The organism is Streptomyces sp. NPDC002403 (assembly GCF_053593015.1).
In genome coordinates this window covers 325,619-346,979 of sequence record NZ_JBSFBQ010000004.1, presented here as the reverse complement: position 1 = coordinate 346,979, position 21,361 = coordinate 325,619, and the positions used below count along the sequence as shown (strand labels likewise).

Annotated in this window: 17 protein-coding genes; 10 read left to right on the top strand and 7 right to left on the bottom strand. The window is 72.0% G+C overall.

The window, feature by feature from the left end; translation table 11 throughout:
• Positions 1 to 156 precede the first annotated feature (156 nt).
• From ACWCPY_RS08005 to ACWCPY_RS07995, 3 genes are read right to left on the bottom strand one after another with little or no spacing between them, the layout of a single operon-like run.
• Positions 157 to 768, bottom strand: a complete 612-nt coding sequence (locus tag ACWCPY_RS08005; protein ID WP_329815393.1) for a TetR/AcrR family transcriptional regulator — start codon at positions 766 to 768, stop codon at positions 157 to 159.
• A gap of 29 nt (positions 769 to 797) precedes the next feature.
• Positions 798 to 2,885 (bottom strand): YhgE/Pip family protein, encoded by a 2,088-nt coding sequence (locus ACWCPY_RS08000; protein ID WP_451263483.1) that lies wholly within the window; start codon positions 2,883 to 2,885, stop codon positions 798 to 800.
• Positions 2,857 to 3,663 (bottom strand): ATP-binding cassette domain-containing protein, encoded by an 807-nt coding sequence (locus ACWCPY_RS07995; protein WP_451263482.1) that lies wholly within the window; start codon positions 3,661 to 3,663, stop codon positions 2,857 to 2,859. Before ACWCPY_RS07995 ends, ACWCPY_RS08000 begins: the two co-directional genes overlap by 29 nt.
• Before the next feature lie 167 nt (positions 3,664 to 3,830).
• Here ACWCPY_RS07995 and ACWCPY_RS07990 point away from each other — a divergent pair, with 167 nt between their 5' ends.
• The 3 genes from ACWCPY_RS07990 (at position 3,831) to ACWCPY_RS07980 (ending at position 5,906) form a co-directional block, all read left to right on the top strand.
• Entirely contained in the window at positions 3,831 to 4,358 is a 528-nt protein-coding gene (locus tag ACWCPY_RS07990; RefSeq protein ID WP_072483228.1) for an SAV_6107 family HEPN domain-containing protein, read from the top strand.
• A 102-nt stretch (positions 4,359 to 4,460) separates the two neighbouring features.
• Entirely contained in the window at positions 4,461 to 5,219 is a 759-nt protein-coding gene (locus tag ACWCPY_RS07985) for a class I SAM-dependent methyltransferase (protein ID WP_451263481.1), read from the top strand.
• A gap of 294 nt (positions 5,220 to 5,513) precedes the next feature.
• On the top strand, positions 5,514 to 5,906 hold the full coding sequence (locus tag ACWCPY_RS07980; RefSeq protein ID WP_451263480.1) for a DUF3040 domain-containing protein: 393 nt from the start codon (positions 5,514 to 5,516) through the stop codon (positions 5,904 to 5,906).
• A gap of 141 nt (positions 5,907 to 6,047) precedes the next feature.
• Here the strand turns inward: ACWCPY_RS07980 and ACWCPY_RS07975 are convergent, their stop codons facing one another.
• The 4 genes from ACWCPY_RS07975 to ACWCPY_RS07960 all read right to left on the bottom strand — a co-directional run bounded on the left by ACWCPY_RS07975 (position 6,048) and on the right by ACWCPY_RS07960 (position 11,764).
• Positions 6,048 to 8,531, bottom strand: coding sequence for a transglutaminase TgpA family protein (locus ACWCPY_RS07975; protein ID WP_451263479.1), 2,484 nt, complete (start codon positions 8,529 to 8,531; stop codon positions 6,048 to 6,050).
• A complete protein-coding gene (locus tag ACWCPY_RS07970) occupies positions 8,528 to 9,919 on the bottom strand; it encodes a DUF58 domain-containing protein (protein ID WP_451263478.1) in 1,392 nt (463 codons plus the stop codon). Before ACWCPY_RS07970 ends, ACWCPY_RS07975 begins: the two co-directional genes overlap by 4 nt.
• Positions 9,919 to 10,968: an AAA family ATPase gene (locus tag ACWCPY_RS07965; RefSeq protein WP_451263477.1), complete on the bottom strand. Its 1,050-nt coding sequence runs from the start codon at positions 10,966 to 10,968 to the stop codon at positions 9,919 to 9,921. The genes ACWCPY_RS07970 and ACWCPY_RS07965 overlap by 1 nt, the downstream gene beginning before the upstream one ends.
• Positions 10,969 to 11,212: 244 nt before the next feature.
• A complete protein-coding gene (locus tag ACWCPY_RS07960) occupies positions 11,213 to 11,764 on the bottom strand; it encodes a beta-class carbonic anhydrase (RefSeq protein WP_451263476.1) in 552 nt (183 codons plus the stop codon).
• 380 nt (positions 11,765 to 12,144) lie between these two features.
• Between ACWCPY_RS07960 and rsmH the strand changes: the two genes are divergently transcribed.
• From rsmH to murD, 7 genes are read left to right on the top strand one after another with little or no spacing between them, the layout of a single operon-like run.
• Positions 12,145 to 13,110, top strand: coding sequence for a 16S rRNA (cytosine(1402)-N(4))-methyltransferase RsmH (gene rsmH / locus ACWCPY_RS07955; RefSeq protein WP_189540817.1), 966 nt, complete (start codon positions 12,145 to 12,147; stop codon positions 13,108 to 13,110).
• Between the two features lie 49 nt (positions 13,111 to 13,159).
• Positions 13,160 to 13,699 carry an FtsB family cell division protein gene (locus tag ACWCPY_RS07950; protein ID WP_451263474.1) on the top strand — a complete coding sequence of 180 codons (540 nt, stop codon included), beginning with the start codon at positions 13,160 to 13,162 and terminating at the stop codon, positions 13,697 to 13,699.
• 4 nt (positions 13,700 to 13,703) lie between these two features.
• Entirely contained in the window at positions 13,704 to 15,686 is a 1,983-nt protein-coding gene (locus ACWCPY_RS07945) for a penicillin-binding transpeptidase domain-containing protein (RefSeq protein ID WP_451263473.1), read from the top strand.
• A gap of 18 nt (positions 15,687 to 15,704) precedes the next feature.
• Positions 15,705 to 17,432: a UDP-N-acetylmuramoyl-L-alanyl-D-glutamate--2,6-diaminopimelate ligase gene (locus ACWCPY_RS07940; RefSeq protein WP_451263471.1), complete on the top strand. Its 1,728-nt coding sequence runs from the start codon at positions 15,705 to 15,707 to the stop codon at positions 17,430 to 17,432.
• A 4-nt stretch (positions 17,433 to 17,436) separates the two neighbouring features.
• On the top strand, positions 17,437 to 18,843 hold the full coding sequence (locus ACWCPY_RS07935) for a UDP-N-acetylmuramoyl-tripeptide--D-alanyl-D-alanine ligase (RefSeq protein ID WP_451263470.1): 1,407 nt from the start codon (positions 17,437 to 17,439) through the stop codon (positions 18,841 to 18,843).
• The gene (mraY, locus tag ACWCPY_RS07930; RefSeq protein ID WP_451263469.1) at positions 18,840 to 19,910 is read left to right on the top strand and encodes a phospho-N-acetylmuramoyl-pentapeptide-transferase; all 1,071 of its coding nucleotides are present in this window, start codon (positions 18,840 to 18,842) and stop codon (positions 19,908 to 19,910) included. The genes ACWCPY_RS07935 and mraY overlap by 4 nt, the downstream gene beginning before the upstream one ends.
• Positions 19,892 to 21,325, top strand: coding sequence for a UDP-N-acetylmuramoyl-L-alanine--D-glutamate ligase (gene murD, locus ACWCPY_RS07925; RefSeq protein ID WP_451263467.1), 1,434 nt, complete (start codon positions 19,892 to 19,894; stop codon positions 21,323 to 21,325). Before mraY ends, murD begins: the two co-directional genes overlap by 19 nt.
• Positions 21,326 to 21,361 lie beyond the last annotated feature (36 nt).

The following is a 21,361-nucleotide window of genomic DNA, read 5'->3' as shown; positions in this document are numbered from 1 at the left end:
CAGCCGGCCGCACGGGCACGCCCATCCCTTCGCGAGCCGGTACGACGAACAGGACGCGATGCTGTTCTTCGACGACGTGACCGTGCCGTGGGACCAGGGGGATCGAGCCTCGCCGGACCGGCGTCTTCCGTACTGCCGGGCCGTGACCCCGGACGGTCAGCGCCCGCTGACCCGCCCGTGCAGGAGCAGCGAGAGCGCCGAGTGCACATCGTCGATCGAACGCTCCGGCTGGAACGCCTGCCAGTCCAGGGCCGCCACCAGCACCATGCCGACGAGTGCGGCGGCCGTCAGCGGGATGTCGATCTCCTCGCTGAGCTCACCGTTGCCCACGCCCTCGCGCAGCACCCCCTCGACCACCGCGACCGCCTCCTGACGCACCACCAGGAGGGTTCCCTGCCAGGCCCGGTTGGTGCGCCACAGCTCCGCGACGTACAGCTGGGTGAAGGCCGGATAGCGGTCGATGAAGACCAGACCGGCCCGGATCATCGCGTCCAGGGCCTCGACCCGGGTGCCGCCGCGCTCCCCGGTCTCCTCGGCCGCGGTGCGCAGCGAGGCCGTGAGCAGGCCGACGCCGTGGCGCAGCAGTTCCTCGAAGAGCTCGGTCTTGCTCTTGAAGTTGTAGTAGACCGTGCCCTTGGCGACGCCGGCGCGCTCGGCGATCTCGTCCACCGTGGTCGCCGAGAAGCCCTTCTCGGCGATGAGGGTCACGGCCGCTTCGTAGAGCTTCTGCCGGGTGGCCCGGCGACGCGTGGTGCTACTGCTTTCCATGACCCCGATTCTCACAGGTTCCGGCGTGCTCACAGGCTCAGCTCCGGGTGGAGCCTGTCCAGCGTCCACACCTGCTTGCGGCGTGCGGCCACCGCGGTCAGTGCGAGCGCCCCCGCGGTGAAGGCCAGCAGGACCGCACTGCCCTGCCAGACCGGGCCCAGGCCGCCGCCCGTGATCAGCCGGCGCAGCCCCTCGACGATGTAACTCATCGGCAGGTAGGGGTGGATCGCGTTGAAGAACCCGGGGCTGGTCTGGACGGGATACGTTCCCCCGGCCGAGGTCAGCTGGAGCATCAGCACCGCCAGTACGAGAATCCGTCCGGCGGCTCCGAACCGGGCGTTCAGCCACTGCACGATCGCCGCGAAGCAGCAGGTCACCAGTGCCAGGAAGCCGACCGTCCCGGCGGCGCGGGCCATCTGCAGACCGAGCCCCCAGTGCAGTACGGACATCAGGGCGGCCACCTGGAGCAGACCGATCGCGGCCACCGGCAGCCAGCCCGCGAAGGCGATCCGCCAGGCGGAGGCCCCGGCGGCGAGCGCGCGCCGGTTGAGCGGCTGGATCAGCATGTAGGCCACCATCGCGCCGACCCAGAGGGAGAGGGGGATGAAGTAGGGCGCGAAACCGGTGCCGTAGTTGGGGGCCGCGTGCAAGGACTGGGAGGCCAGCTGCACCGGGTCGGCCATGACTCCGGTCCGGGCGTCGCGGTCCTTCTTGTCGTAGTCGGGGATCTTGCCGACGCCGTCGTTGAGCCCCTGGGCGAGGGTGGCCGAGCCGTCGCCGAGCCGGATCAGCCCGCCATCCAGATTCGCCGCGCCCTTCTTGAGGTTGCCCACGCCGCTGTCCAGGTCGGCGGAGCCGGTCCTGGCCGTGCCCAGGCCGGTGTGCAGATCGTCGGCCCCCTTCGCGACCTTGTGGGCGCCGGTGTTGAGCGCGTTGACCTTCTTGACGGCGGACTCCAGGTCCTCGTCCAGGTGCGGCGCGCGCTCGGCCAGGTCGTCGGCCTGCCGCTGAAGGGTGGTCAGCTGGGTGCGCAGCTTCTTCAGATCGCCGTTCTGGTTGGTGACCAGCACGTTCACGTCGTCGGCCACGTCGGCGACATCGGCCGCCGCGGTCCTGGCACGCTTCAGCGGCGGGCAGACGGTGGAGTCGGGGACCGGCTCCTGCGTGCAACTGGTGCGGTAGACCTCGGCCAGGTCGTCGGAGGCGGTGCGGGCGGCGGTGGCCGCGGTGGGTGCCGCCTTCACCAGCAGGTCGAGGTTGTCCCGCACGGTCTTCGAGGAGTCGGAGACCAGCCGTGCGGTGTCGCCGATGGACTTGCCGTTGTCCTTCAGGAACGGGCGGACGTCGGCGGCGACCCCGTTCACCTTGTCGGCGAGCTGCTGGGTGCCGTCGGCCACCTGCCGGGAGCCGGTTTCGAGGTCGCTCGCGCCCTTGTTCAGCTGGACGATCCCGCCGGCCAGCCTGTTGCTTCCGGCCTTGGCGTCCTTCAGCCCGTCCGCGAGATCCTGCGAGCCCTTCTTGGCCTTGCCGATGCCGCCCTTGAGGTCGTCGGCGCCCTTGGCGGCCTTCGCCGTCGCGTCGTGGAGGTCGGAGAAGTTGATGAAGATCCGGTCGTAGAAGCCGCGCGAGGCGTTGGTCGACGCGGCGGTGCGCACCTCGGAGAAGACCGAGCGGGAGATCTGCCCGACGATGTAGTTGTTGGCGTCGTTGGTCCGCACCTGGAGGGCGCCGGCCTCGGGGGAGTCGCCGGAACTGGACGCGATCCGCTTGCTGAAGTCCGACGGCATGGTGAGCGAGAGGTAGTACGTGCCGTCCTCGACGCCCTTGTGGGCCTCGGCGGAACTCACCTCGTGCCAGTCGAAGACCTTGGAGTCCAGGAGCTTGCCGGTGATCTCGTCACCGGCCGCGACGTGCTTGCCGGCCGCGGTGGCGCCCTTGTCGTTGTTGACCAGCGCCACGGGGATCTTGTCGAGGCGGCCGTACGGGTCCCAGAAGGACCACAGGTACAGGGCGCCGTACAGCAGGGGCAGGAGCAGCAGCGCGACCAGTGCCGCGCGCGGGAGCCTTCCCCTGCCGAAACGCCTGAGCTCAAGCGCGGCCAGTCTCGGCGAACGCATCGGCCGTTCCTTCCTCGGTCGTGGTTTCCCCGGTCGCGTTCTCACCGGCCGCGGCCCTCGCGGCCGTGCCGGAGGCGTCGTCCGTGTTCTGAGTGCGCAGGGTGATCGCGCCCCCGGGCGCCTGGCTGCAGACGGCGAGCACGGTCGTGCCGCTGTCCGCGACGGACCGCAACAGGTCCCAGGCCTCGGCGCGTTCGGTGTCGGAGAGCTTGAGATCGGTGTCGTCCACCGCGAGCAGCCGCGGGGTGCCGATCAGCGCGAGGGCGACGGAGAGCCGCAGTGCCTCCAGCCGCTCCAGATCCCGTACGGAGGTCCGCCCGGCCTTGGGCAGGGTGTCCGGGTCGAGTCCGGCGGCGTCCAGCGCCGCGTCGATCCGGGCCCGGGCGGCGGCGACCCGCTCGGCACGCGGCCGCAGCAGGGCGCGCAGCGAGCCGTCGAAGCGGCGCTGCAGCAGGGCCCGCTCGCGCAGGTGCTCGTCGACGGTGAAGGCCGGGTCGAGCTCGCTGACGCCGGGGACCGGGCCCAGTGCGGCGATGCGGCGTACGGCGGCCATCTTGCGCGGCAGACGCAGCCCGCCGACCTTCGCCTGGCCCTCGGTGGGGCGCATCCGGCCGGTGAGAGCGAGCAGCAGGCAGGTGCGGCCCGAGCCGGACGGGCCCTCGATCGCCACCAGCGAGCCGGGTCCGGCGTCGATGTCCAGGCCCCGGAAGGCCCAGCCGCGCGGCCCCTTGAGTCCGAAGTCCTCGGCGGTGACGGATGCCCCGTGCGGGCTGTCCACAGACTCCCCCTTGTTTTGAACTGACCAGTCAGTTCAAAAAGGTAGCCCGAACTTGCGAACGAAGCAAAAGCGCTGGTCAGAGGGGGGTTCGGATCGATTGTCAGTGGTGCCCCTCACGATGGATACATACGGCCACGGAGCCGTTACACGAGACAGGAGGTTTCGTCATGGCCCACTCGTCCGCAGCAGCCGCACCCCGGCGCCGCGCAGACGGCCCTGCCCCCTCACTGACCGGCCCGGCAAGCGATGTCCACCCCGTTCTGCGCCGCACCACGGCGCCGCCCGCCGCCCTCGATCTGCTCGCCAAGGCCCGGACCGGCCTCGACGAGGCCGCCGTTCTCGATGTGCCGAACGAGCGGTATGCCACCGCCCACCTCGCAGCGCTGCGCACCGCGGCCGCGGTGCTCGCCGCGCGGGGCCGCCCGGAGACGTCCAGGCGGCGCCGGGAGCGCATCCGCAGCGCCTGGGAGGTCCTGCCCGAAATAGCCCCCGAGCTGACCGAATGGAGCGCGCTGTTCGCCTCCGGTGCCCGCCGCAGGGCCCGTGCCGAAGCCGGGATCCCCGGTGCGGCCAGCCGGCGGGACGCCGACGACCTGCTGCGTGACGCGGCGATGTTCCTGCGTCTGGTCGAGCGGCTCCTGGTGCTCCAGCCGGTGCTCCCGCAGGCCAGGAGGGAGCGGTCCGACGCGGGATGACGGCAGCGGCGGCGCGAGGCAATAGGGTGGGCAGCGCTCGTACCACCTGCACTGTTCACGCTCCGCCGTCACAGGCGGCACCGTGCCGAGGAGTCATCTGCCGTGTCGGACCAGCTGCGCCCCCGCGCCTCCCTCCGTACCGCCGTGGTCTGGGAGGTCCTCAAGGACGCCCTCGACCGCCGGGTGAAGGTGACCGGCAGGGACGCCCTGGACGTCCTGGACACCGGCGGCGGCACCGGGAACTTCGCGGTGCCCGTCGCCCGCCTCGGCCACCGCGTCACCGTCGTCGACCCCAGCCCCAACGCGCTCTTCGCGCTGGAGCGCCGCGCCGCCGAGGCCGGGGTCGCCGACCGCGTCCGCGGCGTCCAGGGCGACATCCACGGCCTGTTCGAGGTGGTCGAGCGCGCCGGGTACGACGCGGTGCTCTGCCACGGCGTCCTGGAGTACGTGGACGACCCCGCCGAGGGCGTGCGCAACGCGGTGGCGGCGCTCCGGCCGTCCGGTGCGCTCAGCCTGCTCGCCGCCGGTCTCGGCGGTGCCGTCCTGGCACGGGCACTGGCCGGTCACTTCACCGAGGCCCGGCAGGCGCTCGGCGACCCGGCGGGCCGCTGGGGCGAGGGTGACCCGATGCCCCGGCGCTACACCGCGGAGCAGCTCACCGAGCTGGTCTCCGGGGCCGACGTCGAGGTCGGTGCGGTCCACGGCGTACGGGTCTTCGCCGACCTGGTGCCGGGCGTCCTGGTGGACACGGAGCCCGGTGCCATGGAGGCCCTGCTCAAGCTGGAGGCCGCCGCGGCCGAACTGCCCGCCTTCCACTCGGTCGCGACGCAACTGCACGTCCTGGGCACGAAGCGCGCCTGAGCGCGAGCCGGTCCGGTCCGGCGGCTCCGGACGCAGCACGGCTGATCAGCGGCGCAGCGGCAGACGGAGTACGCACCGGGCCCCCCGATCGGGCGCTTCGCCCCGTATGATCGGGGGACACCATCCGGCATGACGGATCGGAGGTTGGGGAATCAACGCCTCAGCAGCTGAGCCGTTGTGGCGGCCCGGACTGGCTGATGGGCAAGAAGGCGGGTTTCACGGGGGCGATTCCCTGCCTATCCTGGAAGGGCCGCATACCGGCCGCCCCCCGCGGCCGACGACGAGGAGGACTCCGTGCCGCTCTCGGAGCACGAGCAGCGAATGCTCGAGCAAATGGAGCGAGCGCTGTACGCCGAAGATCCCAAGTTCGCGACAGCGCTCGAGGGAAGCGGGCTGCGTACGTACACCCGGCGACGGGTCTACCAGGCGGTCGCAGGCTTCCTGGTGGGTATCGCGCTCCTCATGGCCGGAATGGTCGCCCAGCTCATCTGGATCAGCGTGGTGGGGTTTCTCGTCATGCTGGGCTGTGCGGTCCTTGCGGTCACGGGTTGGCGCAAAGCACCCAAACCGGGCGAGCATCCGGCAGCCGGAGCCGCCGGTGAGCGCGGTCGGCCCAAGCAGCGCCGGACCGTGATGAACCGCATCGAGCAGCGGTGGCAGCGCCGCCGCGACGAGCAGGGTCAGTAGGCCCCCGGACACACTTGGATGAGGGGCGGCCGCGTCTTCGCGGCCGCCCCTCATGCGTGCCCGGCACAGACCGCCGCGGGCGGCCACCCGGGCCCCGACTTCCTTGCGGGCGGGCCCTCGCGAGTGCCCGCCCGCTACCAGTCACCCCTGCTGGCGCGAAGGCCGCCGCAGCAGGCCCGTCCAGCGGCCCCGGAGCGCCGTCCAGCTGCCGGTGACCGCCGCCCAGCGGTCCGAGGCCGCCCAGATCACCCGAACGGCCGAGCGCGGTGCCACGACGGCCCGGATCCGGGTGAGCCGGTCGGCAGAGGTCCGCAGACCGGCTCGTACCGTCTCCACGTCCTCGGCCAGCCCGGTGCCAGGACGCGGCTCGGGGGCGTAGAGGACCTGCTCCACCGCGCCGGCGACCCGGTGCACCGCGGCGGCCGCATCGGGTCCCAGCTGCCCCAGCCGCACCACTCGGTCCGCCGCCTTGCGCGGGGTCCGGGAGTCGTCCGGCTCGATGCCGTGGTCCCAGGCCGTATCGGTGATCTCCTGCCAGGCCGCGAGCGTGCCGGACATCGCGTGCACCGGCACGCGGCCCGGACCGGCGCCGTGCCCCGGGCCGGTGCCGTCGGTGTCCCGGCCGGTGGGCCGCGTACGCCCGGTGGAGAGACCCAGCCTGCGCCTGCGGGCCCGCAGCCGCCAGACCAGCGGCAGCAGCGGCAGCGCGAGGACCACCACGGCGAGCAGGACCAGACCGGCGACCGTGCCCGTCGGTGTCCCGGAGTCCGTCGGAGCCGCCGCCCCGGGCGCCGCCGTGCTGCCGCACTCGCCCTGCTTGCGCATCTGCGCCGGGCAGCTGTCCGGGACGGACGGCGCTGCCGAGGGAGCGGCCGAGGAGCCCTTCTCCGGCGGGGCCGGGACGTCCGTGTCACCCGTGGGAACGGCCTGCTGGGTGTACGACGGGGTGCTGCCCCGCGTCGGAGTCGGCTCGAAACGGGTCCACCCGACGCCCTCGAAGTAGAGCTCGGGCCAGGCATGCGCGTCGCGCAGCCCCACCGAGACCGAGCCGTCCGACTGCCCGGTGCCGGGGGTGAAGCCCACCGCGACCCGGGCCGGAATGCCCAGCGTCCGTGCCATCGCGGCCATCGCGAACGAGAAGTGGACGCAGAAGCCCTGCTTGTCCTTGAGGAACCGGCTGATCGCCGCGCTCCCGGTGCCCGAGTTCACCGAGGTGTTGTAGGTGAAGCCGCCGTCCGAGGAGAAGTAGTCCTGCAGCTTCACCGCCCGCTCGTAATCGTTGGCGGCGCCCTTGGTCACCCGGTCCGCGGTCTCCTCGACCACCTTCGGCAGGGAGGCGGGTACACGGGTGTACTCGCGCCGCAGGGCGGCCGGCGCCGGCGGCGCCGCGGCGAGCTGCTCGGCGGTCGGCTCGACCACCAGACTGGAGACCTGGTACTGCGCCCCGCGGGTCGTCTCCCCGCGGTCACCGACGAGCGTCCGCCCCTCCGGTTCGTACCGCCAGCGCCCGTTGATCCTGACCTCGGTCGCCGGGTAGGGGAGCGGCAGATAGGTCTGCTGGTAGGAGCCGGAGGCGGAGACGTTCGTCCTGACCTCCGTCACCGCCACGTCCGGGCCGAGGCCCGCCGGATCGGGGAGCCGCTTCGGCACGTCCCTCAGACGGCGCGTGGAGGGCCGCCACTCGCTTCCGTTGAACTGGTCCAGGGCCAGAATCCGCAGATAGAAGTCCTGCGGGGCGCCGGAGTTGGTGCGGTAGGACATCACCTGCCGGTTCTCCGGCTGGTTCAGGTTGTCCTGCAGCGAGACCAGCGGGTTCACCGCGGAGATGGTGCCGCCGCCCCCCTTGCCGTTCCCGCCGCCTCCCGTACCCGTCAGCAGACCGCCGCCGAGTCCCGGCAGCGCCGCCGGGACGACCAGCGAGACGCCCAGCGCCAGTGCGCCGATGCGGCGGCCGGTGCGGACCGGGGCCGTCGGACGGCCGCCCGAGAGCGCCGCACCGACCGCCGGACCCCCCGGGGACCTGGCGGCCGCGCCGCTGAAGACCCGGCCCCACTGGGAGAGCCGGTCCCGGCCCTCGGCCAGCAGAAGCAGCAGGTAGCCACCGGCCGCCAGCAGGAACCAGAGCCAGTCCGCCCCGCCCTCGGACAGCCCCGCGGCCACCGAGTAGAGCGCGAGGAGCGGCAGACCGGCCGGGGCCGCGCTGCGGAACGTCACCGCGAGGGCGTCCACCGCCAGCCCGACCAGCAGCACACCGCCGATCAGCATCAGCCGGATGCCGTCCGTCACGGGAGCCGGAGCGGCATACCTTCCGACGTCCTCGGCGCCCGACGTCAGCAGATGGGCGAGCCGCTGGACGGCCTCCGGGCCCGGCAGCAGACCGGCCGTCGCCTGCTGTCTGGCGAAGACCACCGTCAGCACGACCAGCGTGACCAGCGCCTGCGCCGCGACAATCAGCACCCGGGGTACGGGCGCCCGGCGGACGAGCGCCCCCGTCCCGCTCTGGACCGCCAGCAGGAACGCCGCCTGCAGGATCCACCCGGCCGGCTCGACCAGCGGCAGCATCGAGGCCGCCGCCATCAGCGTCGCCGTAAAGGCGCACAGCGCCAGCCGACCACGACTGCTCATGACCATCCCCCGGAGAAACCTGTCGTGCCGTCCGCGGCGCCGCCGACGGCGGCGGACTGCGCCGCCACGTCCTGGTGCCCCGCCTGCTGCCAGTAGCGGGCGAGACCGGTCCCGGGCGCCACCGCCACAGCCGTCCAGCCCGATTCCCGCAGCAGCCGCAGCCGCCGCTCGGAAGCCTCCCGCGCCCCCGCACGCGGCACATCGCCCTGCACCCAGTCCGTGCTGTCCAGGACGAAGGCGACGGCGCCGCCGCTGCGCTGCCGCATCCGCGCCGCCACGGCCGCCTGCTCCTCGTCCAGATCGCCGAAGAAGGCGATCAGCAGCCCTTCGTTGCCCCCGCGCAGCACGTCGTACGCGCGCGACAGACCGCTGCCGTCGGAGTGGTCGACCACCGCCAGGGTGTCCAGCATCAGCCCCGCGGACTCGGCGGACTCCTGCGTCGAACCGGCGAAGCCGCCCGCGCCCTCGCCGGGGACCGCGTTCCCGTCGTCGGTGAGCAGCCGGACGGCGAAACCCCGCTCCAGCATGTGCGTCAGCGCGGACGCGGCCCCGGACACCGCCCACTCGAAGGCGGAGTCGGGCCCCGTCCCCTGAAAGGCGGTCCGCCGGGTGTCCAGCAGCACCGTGCACCTGGCCCGCTGAGGCTGCTCCTCGCGGCGCACCATCAGCTCGCCGTAACGCGCGGTCGAGCGCCAGTGGACCCGGCGCAGATCGTCGCCGTGCCGGTAGCCGCGCGGGATCACGTCGTCGTCACCGGCCAGCGCCAGCGAACGCTGCCGTCCCTCGCCGTACCCCGAGGCCTCGCCTGCCAGTCGCACCGGCGGCAGCGGCTCGGTCCGCGGAATGACCACGAGGGTGTCGTACGCGCTGAACGAACGCGTCAGCTCGCACATCCCGAACGGATCGCTCAGCCGCAGCTGCAACGGCCCGAGCGGATAGCATCCGCGCAGATCCGACCGCACCCGGTAGGACACCTCGCGGCGGCCGCCCGCCTCCACCCGGTCCAGAACGAACCGGGGCCGCGGCCCGAGCACATAGGGCACCCGGTCCTGGAGCATCAGCAGCCCGGTGGGCATCCGCGACACGTTCTCCATCCGCAGATGGACCCGCGCCTCGGTGCCGGCCGGGACCCGGGAGGGCGTGAGCCGCCGGGTGCCCGCGACCCGGTAGCGGGTGCGGAGGAGCACCACCACACAGACCAGCGGCAGCGCGGCGAGCAGCAGCCCGACCCGCAGCAGATCCGCCTGGCCGAGCACATAGGCGCAGATCGCCGCGGCGATCCCCGCCGCCAGAAAAGAACGCCCACGGGTGGTCAGCCCGCTCAGAGCGGCCCGCAGACCGCCCTTCTCGTCGCCGTCGTCCATCGCGGCCGGCCCCCCGGCCGTCATCACACCCGCCGTGCGCCGGGCTGCTGCCGGCCGTAGGCCGGACGGCCCGGCCGGTGCTGCGGCTGCACCTGGGTGACGCCGCCGCTCGCGGTCGGGACCGGCGTCTGCTGGAGGATCTCCAGCACGACCTGCTCGGCGGTGCGACGGTTCAGCTGCGCCTGGGCCGTCGGCAGCAGCCGGTGCGCGAGCACCGCGACCGCCAGCGCCTGCACATCGTCCGGCAGGCAGTAGTCCCGGCCGCTCAGCGCCGCGGAGGCCTTCGCCGCGCGCAGCAGATGAAGGGTGGCCCGGGGCGAGGCGCCGAGCCGGAGATCGGGATGGCCGCGGGTGGCCCCGACGAGCTCCACCGCGTACCGCCGCACGGCGTCGGCCACGTGGACCGTCCGCACCGCGTCGATCAGCTTCACGATCTCGTGCGCGTGCGCCACCGGCTGAAGGTCGTCGAGCGGCGAGAGACCGCCGTGCACATCGAGCATCTGCAGCTCGGCCTCCGCCGTCGGATAGCCGATCGACACCCGTGCCATGAACCGGTCGCGCTGGGCCTCGGGCAGCGGATAGGTGCCCTCCATCTCCACCGGGTTCTGGGTGGCCACCACCATGAACGGGTCGGGCAGCTCGTAGCTGTGCCCGTCGATGGTGACCTGGCGCTCCTCCATGGACTCCAGCAGCGCCGACTGGGTCTTCGGCGAGGCGCGGTTGATCTCGTCGCCGATCACGATCTGGGCGAAGATCGCGCCCGGTTTGAATTCGAAGTCGCGCCGCTGCTGGTCGAAGATGGACACACCGGTGATGTCCGAGGGCAGCAGGTCCGGTGTGAACTGAATGCGCCGCACCGAGCAGTCGATGGACCGCGCCAGCGCCTTGGCCAGCATCGTCTTGCCGACCCCGGGGACGTCCTCGATGAGGAGATGCCCCTCCGCCAGCAGTACGGTCAGCGAAAGCCGTACGACCTCGGGCTTGCCCTCGATCACGCTCTCCACCGACCTGCGCACCCGCTCCGCAGTCGTGGTCAGATCTGTGAGGCTCGCTCGATCGTCATAGGTCGTCACCCGGCCCTCCTCGGCCCTGCCCCACGCTCACCAGGAGCAGGGGATACCCCATTCACGGGCCGACGCGCACACAGCGGTCCGGCCCACCCCGAAACATGGACACCACTCCCGGACACGTCCGGCGGGATGTCACACGGGCATTCTTGTTGCCGTTACCGCTTCGTGTCACTCGCCTGTGGACAAGTGGGGGTGAAATGCCGGTTTCGGTGGGGTTTTCGGTTCCGGGAGGGCGGTGTCCGGCCGGTCAGGAGGCGGGGAGGATCTCCCGCAGCAGGCCGGTGGTCACATCGAAGACGAAGCCGCGGACGTCGTCCGTGTGCAGCAGGAACGGCGAGGTGCGCACGCGCTGCATCGACTGACGTACGTCCTGGTCGGCGTCCTTGTACGCCTCGACCGCCCAGACCGGACGCTGGCCGACCTCCACCTCCAGCTCCTGGCGGAATTCCTCGGTGATCGATTCCAGGCCGCAGTTGGTGTGGTGAATCAGTATGACGCTGCGCGTGCCGAGGGCCCGCTGGCTGATGGTCAGCGAACGGATCACGTCGTCGGTGACCACGCCGCCCGCGTTGCGGATGGTGTGGCAGTCGCCGAGCGCCAGGCCGAGCGCGTCGTGCAGGTCGAGCCGGGCGTCCATGCAGGCGACCACGGCGACACGCAGCACCGGCTTGGCGTCCATGCCCGGGTCTTCGAAATCGGCGGCGTACCGGACGTTCGCCTCGACGAGGCGGTCGGTGACCGTGTCTCCGGAGGGGGCCGGGGCGGCAGGCCCGGCGGGGGATTGCGCGGAAGTCGACATGGCTATGACGTTAGCTTCCGCACCTGCGTCCGTCGTGCTGTGGGAAGGGACAAAGAACGTCAACGAGACTTGTTGTGAGGTAACCCACAAGCCTCACACCGTGCGTCCGGGCGGGTGAACCGGGGGGCCGGGCGACGCGCAGCCGGGTTGATTGATCGGGAATCGATCGAATGGCAGGGTGGACTAAAGTGACGGGAAGTTACCGACACCCTGCACATTCCGTAGAATTCCCCTGTGTGTGCGGCGTACGTACGGGCCCGGCCCTCTCCCGCTCGCCGGCCGGCCGGCGCTCCTTCCCCGCGCCTGCCGACCTCCCCTTCTGAGCGGGCGGGGACCAGGCCGTACGTGCGGCCACACGGGACCTGAGCCTGAGAGGGCGCATGAGCCAGACCCGACACGTCCCGGTGATGCTCCAGCGGTGCCTGGACCTGTTGGCCCCGGCTCTGGAAGCGCCTGGCCCGCAGGCGCCCGTGGTCGTCGACTGCACCCTCGGCCTCGGCGGGCACAGCGAGGCCCTGCTCTCCGCCTTCCCCTCCGTACGGCTGATCGGGCTGGACCGGGACAAGGAGGCGCTGCGGCTGTCCGGCGAGCGGCTCGCCCCGTACGGCGACCGGGCCACTCTGGTGCACGCGGTCTACGACGAACTGCCCGAGGTGCTCGACAGGCTCGGCATCCCGAAGGTCCAGGGCGTCCTGTTCGACCTCGGCGTCTCCTCCATGCAGCTGGACGAGGCCGACCGCGGATTCGCGTACGCCCAGGACGCCCCGCTCGACATGCGGATGGACCAGACGACCGGCATCGGCGCGGCCGAGGTGCTCAACACCTATCCGCCGGGCGAACTGGTCCGGATCCTGCGGGCGTACGGCGAGGAGAAGCAGGCCAAGCGGATCGTCTCGGCGATCGTGCGCGAGCGCGAGAAGGAGCCGTTCAGCAACAGTGCCCGGCTCGTCGAGCTGATCCGCGACTCGCTGCCCCAGGCCGCCAAGCGCACCGGCGGCAACCCCGCCAAGCGGACCTTCCAGGCGCTGCGCATCGAGGTCAACGGCGAGCTCACCGTCCTGGAGCGGGCCATTCCGGCCGCCGTGCAGAGCCTCGCGGTCGGCGGCCGCATCGCCGTCCTCTCGTACCACTCGCTGGAGGACCGGCTGGTCAAGCAGGTGTTCGCGGCGGGCGCCGCCACCACGGCACCGCCCGGACTGCCGGTGGTCCCCGAGCGCTACCAGCCCCGGCTGAAGCTGCTGACCCGCGGCGCGGAACTGCCCACCGAGGAGGAGGTCGCCGAGAACCGGCGCGCCGCCCCCGCCCGGCTGCGCGGCGCCCAGCGGATCCGCGAGGAGGAACGATGAGCGTCCGGCGACCGGGGACCCGGAAACCGGCGGCGCACGGGGCGGCGCGGTGAGCGGACCGGCCGGGCAGTTGAAAGGGCGCGCCGCGCGGCTCGCCCGGCTGATGCCGTCCGGGCCCAGCAACGCGGCCCGTACCCCCTTCGTCCTGCTGGTCGTGGTGCTGCTCGGCGGCGGCCTGATCACCCTCCTGGTGCTCAACTCGGCCCTCAACGAAGGGTCGTTCAGGCTGAGCGAGCTGAAGAAGCGGACCACCGAGCTCACCGACGAGCAGCAGGCCCTCCAGCACGACGTCGACAACTACTCCGAGCCGGACGCCCTGGAGCGGCGCGCCCGCGAGCTGGGCATGGTGCCCGGCGGCAGCCCCGCCTTCCTGAATCCGGACGGCACGGTCCACGGCGTACCCGCCGAGACCACCGCCGAGCCCGTCCCCGCCCCGCCTCCGGCGAAGAGCAGTACGCCGGCGGCGCCCCCCGCGACCGCGCCGCCCACCACCGCCCAGGGCACCGCCGCGTCGCCCAGCACCTCCGCGAGCCCGCCCGCCGGGCCGCGTACCCCGGCAGACCAGCCCCCGACGAGCCCCGGCAGGTGACGCAGTGCCGCCCAAGGATCCACCGCGCCGCCGGGTCCCCGGCCCCGCGCGCCCGCGCAGCGGCGCAGGCGGGCAGGGGCGCCCGCGGCCCGCGGCCCGCCGCCCGTCCTCCCCGGCACGGCGCCCCCACCCGCCCCGCGGCCGGACCGGGAGTCCGCTGCGGCTCGGCAACCCGCGCCCCCGGCTCCGTCTGGTCAGCCTCGCCCTGACCCTCGTCATGCTGACGTTCGTCGTCCGGCTGCTCCAGGTCCAGGCCGTCGACGCCAGCGCGTACGCGGCCAAGGCCAAGGTGAACCGCTACCTCAGCTACACGATCTCCGCCGAGCGCGGCGAGATCACCGACCGCAGCGGGATCGCCCTGGCCACCAGCGTCGACGCGTACAACATCACCGCCGACCCGTCGATGTTCACGCCCGAGTTCAGCAAGGCCCCCGACGCGCCCCAGCAGGCGGCGGCGCTGCTCGCCCCGATCCTCGGCACCGACGCCACCGAGCTGACCCGGAAGCTGTCCGGGAAGGGCCGCTACGTCGTCCTGGCCCGCCGCCAGACCCCGCAGGTCTGGAACCAGATCAAGGACCTCAAGTCCGTCTTCGCCGAGAAGGCGGGCAAGGACCGGGCGAGCGGAGGTGCCGGAGCCAATGTCCTCGCCGGGATCTTCCAGGAGGCGACCACCAAACGGGTCTACCCCAACGGGGGCCTCGCCGCCGGGATACTGGGTTACGTCAACGCCGACGGCAAGGGCGCGGGCGGCCTCGAATCGCAGCTGGACAAGGAGCTCGCGGGCGAGGACGGCAAGATCAGCTACGCCCAGGCGGGCGGCCGGCGGGTACCCACCGCAGGCACCAAGGAGGTCCCGGCCGTCCCCGGGGCCGACATCGAGCTGACCATCGACCGCGACATCCAGTGGGCCGCCCAGCAGGCCATCAGCGACCAGGTGAAGAAGTCCAAGGCCGACCGCGGCTACGTGGTCGTCCAGAACGCCCGGACCGGCGAGGTCCTCGCCATGGCCAACGCGCCCGGCTTCGACCCCAACGACCTCTCGCAGGCCGACGCGGCGTCGCTGGGCAACGCGGCCCTCCAGGACGTCTACGAGCCCGGCTCCACCAGCAAGGTGATGTCGATGGCCGCCGTGCTGGAGGAGGGGGCCGCCACCCCGGGCACCCATGTCACCGTCCCCAACCGGCTGCACCGCGGCGACCGGCTCTTCAAGGACGACATCGACCACGCCACCTGGTACCTCACGCTCAACGGCGTACTCGCCAAGTCCAGCAACATCGGCACCATCCTGGCCACCGGCGAACTGGGCAGGACCCAGGCCGAGGCCAACAAGGTCCTCTACTCCTACCTGCGCAAGTTCGGGATCGGCTCGCCGACCGGGCTCGACTATCCCGGCGAGACCCCCGGCATCCTGGCCAGGCCCGAGGACTGGTCGACCTCGCAGCAGTACACGATCCCGTTCGGCCAGGGCCTCTCGCTCAACGCCATGCAGGCCGCCTCCATCTACTCGACGATCGCCAACGGCGGGGTCCGTATCGCGCCCACGCTGGTACGCGGTACCAAGGGCGCCGACGGCCACTTCAAGGCCGCCGATCCACCCGAGCGGACCAGAGTGGTCAGCGCGAAGACCGCCAAGTCGCTCGCCGCCATGCTGGAGTCGGTGGTCGGCGACGAGGAGGGCACCGGAACGAAGGCCAAGATCCCGGGATACCGGGTGGCGGGCAAGACCGGTACGGCCAACCGGGTCGACCCGGTGCGCGGCGGCTACCACGGCTACACCGCGTCCTTCGCGGGCTTCGCACCCGCCGACAACCCGCAGATCACCGTCTACTGCGCGATCCAGAACCCGACCAAGGGCAGCTATTTCGGCGGCCAGATCTGCGGACCGATCTACAAGCAGGTCATGGAGTTCGCGCTCAAGACCCTCCAGACCCCACCATCCGGCAGCAGGCCGGCCAGGCTGCCGGTGTCCTTCGATCCCGGCGAGTGAACTCGGGGAAACCATCCAGTGACAACCATCACGCCCGATCCCGGGAACCGGAACGGGAACCACCGGAACCCCGGCCCCTCACTTCGCGAGAGGCCGGGTACGCCCGGTACGCTCACCGCCGTGCCCCACGCTGATCAGTTCCAAACCACCCAGAAGGCCGCCCCTGTGAACTACCCGGGAGCGCCCCGCCCGGACCGGATCGGACCGACCTCGCTCGGCGAACTGGCGGCCCGGCTGGGAGTCGAGCCGCCGGGAACCGGAGAGGTCACCGGCATCACCCACGACTCCCGGGCGGTACGCCCCGGCGACGTCTACGCGGCCCTGCCGGGCGCCCGCCTCCACGGCGCCGACTTCGCGGCCCAGGCGGCCGGTCTCGGCGCGGCGGCGATCCTCACCGACCCCGCGGGCGCCGAGCGTGCCGCGGCCACCGGACTCCCGGTGCTGGTCACCGAGGACCCGCGCGGCCAGATGGGTGAGCTCGCCGCCGACATCTACGGACGGCCCGGCGCCGGTCTGCTCCAGATCGGCATCACCGGAACCTCCGGCAAGACCACCACCGCCTATCTGATCGAGGGCGGCTTCCGCGGCGCCGGACGCGCCACCGGGCTCATCGGCACCGTGGAGATGCGGATCGGCGACGAGCGCATCAAGTCCGAGCGCACCACCCCCGAGGCCACCGACCTGCAGGCCCTGTTCGCCGTCATGCGCGAGCGCGGCGTCGACTCGGTGACCATGGAGGTCTCCAGCCACGCCCTGGTGCTCGGCCGGGTCGACGGCTGCGTCTTCGACGTCGCGGTCTTCAACAACCTCAGCCCGGAACACATGGAGTTCCACTCCGGGATGGAGGACTACTTCCAGGCCAAGGCACAGCTCTTCACCCCGCGGCGCAGCAGGCGGGGCGTCGTCAACTTCGACGACGAGTACGGCCGCAGGCTGATCGGCGAGGCGTCCGTCCCGGTCGTCACCTTCTCCGCCGAGGGGCACCCGGACGCCGACTGGCGCGCCGAGAACGTCGAGAGCGGGCCGCTCGGCTCGACGTTCACCGCCGTCGGTCCCCAGGGCGAGCGGATCGCCGCCAAGGCCCCGCTGCCCGGCCCGTTCAACGTCGCCAACACCCTCGCCGCGATCGTCACGCTCGCCGTCGCGGGCATCGACCCGCAGGCCGGGGCCGACGGGGTCGCGGCCGTTCCGGGTGTGCCCGGCCGGCTGGAGCGGGTCGACGCCGGACAGCCGTACCTCGCGGTCGTCGACTACGCGCACAAGACCGACGCCGTCGAGTCCGTGCTGCGCTCCCTGCGCAAGGTCACCAAGGGCAGGCTGCACATCGTCCTGGGCTGCGGCGGCGACCGCGACACGACCAAACGCGGCCCGATGGGCGCGGCCGCGGCCCGCCTCGCCGACACCGCCGTACTGACCTCCGACAACCCCCGTTCCGAGGACCCCCTCAAAATCCTCGCCGCAATGCTCGCGGGCGCCGCCGAGGTGCCCGTCGACGAGCGGGGCGACGTCCTGGTCGACGCCGACCGGGCCGCCGCCATCGCCGCCGCGGTCGCCCGCGCCGAGCCCGGTGACACGGTGCTGATCGCCGGCAAGGGCCACGAGCAGGGCCAGGACATCCACGGCGTGGTACGCCCCTTCGACGACCGCGTGGTCCTGCGCGCGGCCATCGAGCGCTCCACGGGGCACGAGCGCACCGAGAGCGCCGACCACCGCGCCCACACCCACGAGAACAACAGTCAGGGATGACCAAGTGATCGCCCTTTCCCTCGCCGAGATCGCCGAAATCGTCGGCGGGCAGTCGCACGACATACCCGATCCGGCAGCAATCGTCAGCGGGCCCGTCGTCATCGACTCCCGAAAGGTGGAGCAAGGCAGTCTGTTCGTCGCCTTCGCCGGTGAGCGGGTCGACGGCCACGACTACGCGCAGCGCGCCGTCGAGGCGGGCGCGGCAGCCGTGCTGGCCACCCGCCCCGTCGGTGTTCCGGCGATCGTCGTCGACGACGTCGTGGCCGCACTCGGCGCGCTCGCCCGCACCGTCGTGGGCCGCCTCGGCACCACCGTCGTCGCGCTCACCGGCTCCGCGGGCAAGACCTCCACCAAGGACCTCATCGCCCAGCTCCTCGAACGCAAGGGGCCCACCGTCTATCCGGCGGGCAACCTCAACAACGAGATCGGTCTGCCGCTCACCGCGCTGCGCGCCACCGAGGACACCCGCCACCTCGTCCTCGAAATGGGTGCACGCTACATCGGCGACATCCGCTACCTCACCGGACTCGTCCCGCCCCGCGTCGGCCTCGTCCTCAACGTCGGCACCGCCCACATCGGCGAGTTCGGCGGCCGGGAGCAGATCGCACAGGCCAAGGGCGAGATGGTCGAGTCGCTGCCCGAGGACGGCGTCGCCGTACTCAACGCCGACGACCCGCTCGTACGCGCCATGTCCTCCCGCACCAAGGCCCGGGTGCTGCTCTTCGGGGAAGCCGCGGAAGCGGACGTACGGGGCGAGAAGGTCCGTCTCACCGACGACGGACGCCCCGCTTTCCAGCTCCACACACCCACCGGGTGCAGCGACGTGACCATGCGCCTGTACGGTGAGCACCACGTGTCGAACGCGCTCGCCGCGGCCGCCGTCGCCCATGAGTTGGGCCTGTCCGCAGACGAGATCGCCGAAGGGCTCTCCGAGGCGGGCACCCTCTCCCGCTGGCGCATGGAGGTCACCGAGCGTCCGGACGGCGTGACGTTCGTCAATGACGCCTACAACGCGAACCCCGAATCCATGAAAGCCGCGCTGCGCGCGCTGGTCGCCATGGGGAAGGGCCGTCGTACGTGGGCGGTGCTCGGCCAGATGGCCGAGCTCGGCGACGCCTCGCTCGCCGAGCACGACGCGGTCGGACGGCTCGCCGTCCGGCTCAACGTCAGCAAGCTCGTCGCGGTCGGGGGCAGAGAGGCCTCCTGGCTGCAACTGGGCGCATACAACGAGGGTTCGTGGGGTGAGGAGTCGGTGCACGTGTCCGACGCACAGGCCGCGGTCGACCTGTTGCGCAGTGAACTGCGCCCGGGAGACGTCGTGCTGGTGAAGGCGTCCCGGTCGGTCGGCCTGGAGCAGGTCGCCATGGCACTGCTGGAGAACGCGTCCGAGGGCGAGGTCACCGGCCGATGAGGCAGATCCTCTTCGCGGGGGCCATCGGGCTCTTCCTGACCCTGGTCGGGACTCCGCTGCTGATCAAGCTGCTGGCCCGCAAGGGATACGGGCAGTTCATCCGGGACGACGGCCCGCGCACCCACGGGTCCAAGAAGGGCACGCCCACCATGGGCGGTATTGCCTTCATCCTGGCGACGATCATCGCGTACGTCGCGGCGAAGCTGATCACCGGCGAGGAGATGCGATTCTCCGGCGTGCTGGTGCTCTTCCTGATGGCCGGCATGGGCCTCGTCGGCTTCCTCGACGACTACATCAAGATCGTCAAGCAGCGTTCGCTGGGGCTGCGGGCCAAGGCGAAGATGGCCGGCCAGCTGATCGTGGGCATCGCCTTCGCGGTGCTCTCGCTCCAGTTCGCAGACGCCCGCGGCAACACCCCGGCCTCCGACAAGCTGTCGTTCGTCGCGGACTTCGGCTGGTCGATCGGCCCGGTGCTGTTCGTCGTCTGGGCCCTGTTCATGATTCTGGCCATGTCCAACGGTGTGAACCTGACGGACGGTCTGGACGGCCTGGCCACCGGTGCGTCGGTGATGGTCTTCGGCGCGTACACCTTCATCGGGCTGTGGCAGTTCCAGGAGTCCTGCGCCAACGCGGACACCCTGACCAACCCCAACGCCTGTTTCGAGGTACGCGATCCGCTCGACCTCGCGGTCGTCGCCTCCGCGCTGATGGGCGCCTGCTTCGGCTTCCTGTGGTGGAACACCTCGCCCGCCAAGATCTTCATGGGTGACACCGGCTCCCTGGCCCTCGGCGGCGCCCTCGCCGGTCTGGCGATCTGCTCCCGCACCGAGTTCCTGATGGCCGTCCTCGGCGGCCTCTTCGTGATGATCACCATGTCCGTGGTCATCCAGGTCGGTTCCTTCAAGATGACCGGCAAGCGGGTCTTCCGCATGGCGCCGCTCCAGCACCACTTCGAACTCAAGGGGTGGTCCGAAGTCCTTGTCGTGGTCCGCTTCTGGATCATCCAGGGCATGTGCGTGATCGTCGGACTCGGACTCTTCTACGCGGGATGGGCAGCCGAGAAGTGAGCAACCAGGACTGGCAGGGCAAGCACGTCACCGTCGCGGGACTCGGGGTCTCCGGGATCCCCGCGGCCAAGGTGCTGCGCGGCCTCGGGGCCGTCGTCACGGTGGTCAACGACGGGGACGACGAACGTTCCCGTACGCAGGCCGCGGAGCTGGAGGCGCAGGGGATCACCGTGCGCCTCGGCGACGGGGCGACCCTGCCCGAGTCCACCGAGCTCATCGTCACCACCCCGGGCTGGAAGCCCGACAAGCCGCTCTTCACCGCAGCCGCCGAGGCGGGCGTCCCCGTCTGGGGCGACGTCGAACTCGCCTGGCGGCTGCGGGGCCCCGGTGCGGCACCCTGGCTCGCGGTCACCGGCACCAACGGCAAGACCACGACCGTACGGATGCTCGCCTCGATCCTTCAGGCGGCCGGGCTGCGCACCGCGGCCGTCGGCAACATCGGCGTCTCCCTCCTGGACGCCGTCCTCGGCGACGAGGAGTACGACGTGCTCGCCGTGGAGCTGTCCAGCTACCAGCTGCACTGGGCACCCTCGCTGCGCGCCCACTCCGCCGCCGTCCTCAACCTGGCCCCGGACCACCTCGACTGGCACGGTTCCATGGCGGCGTACGTCGCGGACAAGGGCCGGATCTACGAGGGGAACCGGGTCGCCTGCGTCTACAACGCGGCCGACCCGGCGACCGAGGACCTGGTCCGCGAGGCCGACGTCGAGGAGGGCTGCCGGGCCATCGGCTTCACCCTGAACACCCCTGGCCCGTCCCAACTGGGCGTCGTCGACGGCATCCTCGTCGACCGCGCCTTCGTGGCGAACCGGCAGAAGCAGGCCCAGGAGCTCGCCGAGGTCAAGGACGTCGACCCGCCGGCCCCGCACAACATCGCCAACGCCCTCGCGGCGGCGGCCCTGGCCCGCGCCTTCGGCGTCGAGCCCGCGGCCGTACGCGACGGACTGCGGGCCTTCCGCCCCGACCCGCACCGCATCGAGCACGTCGCGGACGTCGCCCGGGTCGCGTACGTCGACGACTCCAAGGCCACCAACACCCATGCCGCCGAGGCCTCCCTGGCGGCCTACGACCCGATCGTCTGGATCGCCGGCGGCCTCGCCAAGGGCGCCACCTTCGACGAGCTGGTGACCGGGGCCAGGGGAAGGCTGCGGGGCGTCGTACTGATCGGCCGGGACCGGGAGCTGATCCGTGAAGCCCTCACGCGACACGCCCCCGAGGTCCCGGTGGTGGACCTCGGCCGGACCGACACTGGGGCGATGTCCGAGGCGGTCCGCGAGGCGGCACGGCTCGCCCGGCCGGGAGACACCGTACTGATGGCCCCGGCCTGCGCCTCGATGGACATGTTCGTCAATTACAACAAGCGGGGCGAGGCGTTCGCGGACGCGGTCCGCGCGCTCGCTGCCGAGAGCGCCTGACGGGCCCGGCCTCCGCGCACGAAGCAGTGGAGGGGA

Excerpts from the sequence above, each read along its gene's own strand:
- mraY (WP_451263469.1), top strand. The coding sequence starts at position 18,840 with ATGAGGCAGATCCTCTTCGCGGGGGCCATCGGGCTCTTCCTGACCCTG.
- ACWCPY_RS07970 (WP_451263478.1), bottom strand. The coding sequence starts at position 9,919 with ATGACGGCCGGGGGGCCGGCCGCGATGGACGACGGCGACGAGAAGGGC.
- rsmH (WP_189540817.1), top strand. The coding sequence starts at position 12,145 with ATGAGCCAGACCCGACACGTCCCGGTGATGCTCCAGCGGTGCCTGGAC.
- murD (WP_451263467.1), top strand. The coding sequence starts at position 19,892 with ATGGGCAGCCGAGAAGTGAGCAACCAGGACTGGCAGGGCAAGCACGTC.
- ACWCPY_RS08005 (WP_329815393.1), bottom strand. The coding sequence starts at position 768 with ATGGAAAGCAGTAGCACCACGCGTCGCCGGGCCACCCGGCAGAAGCTC.
- ACWCPY_RS07975 (WP_451263479.1), bottom strand. The coding sequence starts at position 8,531 with ATGAGCAGTCGTGGTCGGCTGGCGCTGTGCGCCTTTACGGCGACGCTG.
- ACWCPY_RS07990 (WP_072483228.1), top strand. The coding sequence starts at position 3,831 with ATGGCCCACTCGTCCGCAGCAGCCGCACCCCGGCGCCGCGCAGACGGC.
- ACWCPY_RS07960 (WP_451263476.1), bottom strand. The coding sequence starts at position 11,764 with ATGTCGACTTCCGCGCAATCCCCCGCCGGGCCTGCCGCCCCGGCCCCC.
- ACWCPY_RS08000 (WP_451263483.1), bottom strand. The coding sequence starts at position 2,885 with ATGCGTTCGCCGAGACTGGCCGCGCTTGAGCTCAGGCGTTTCGGCAGG.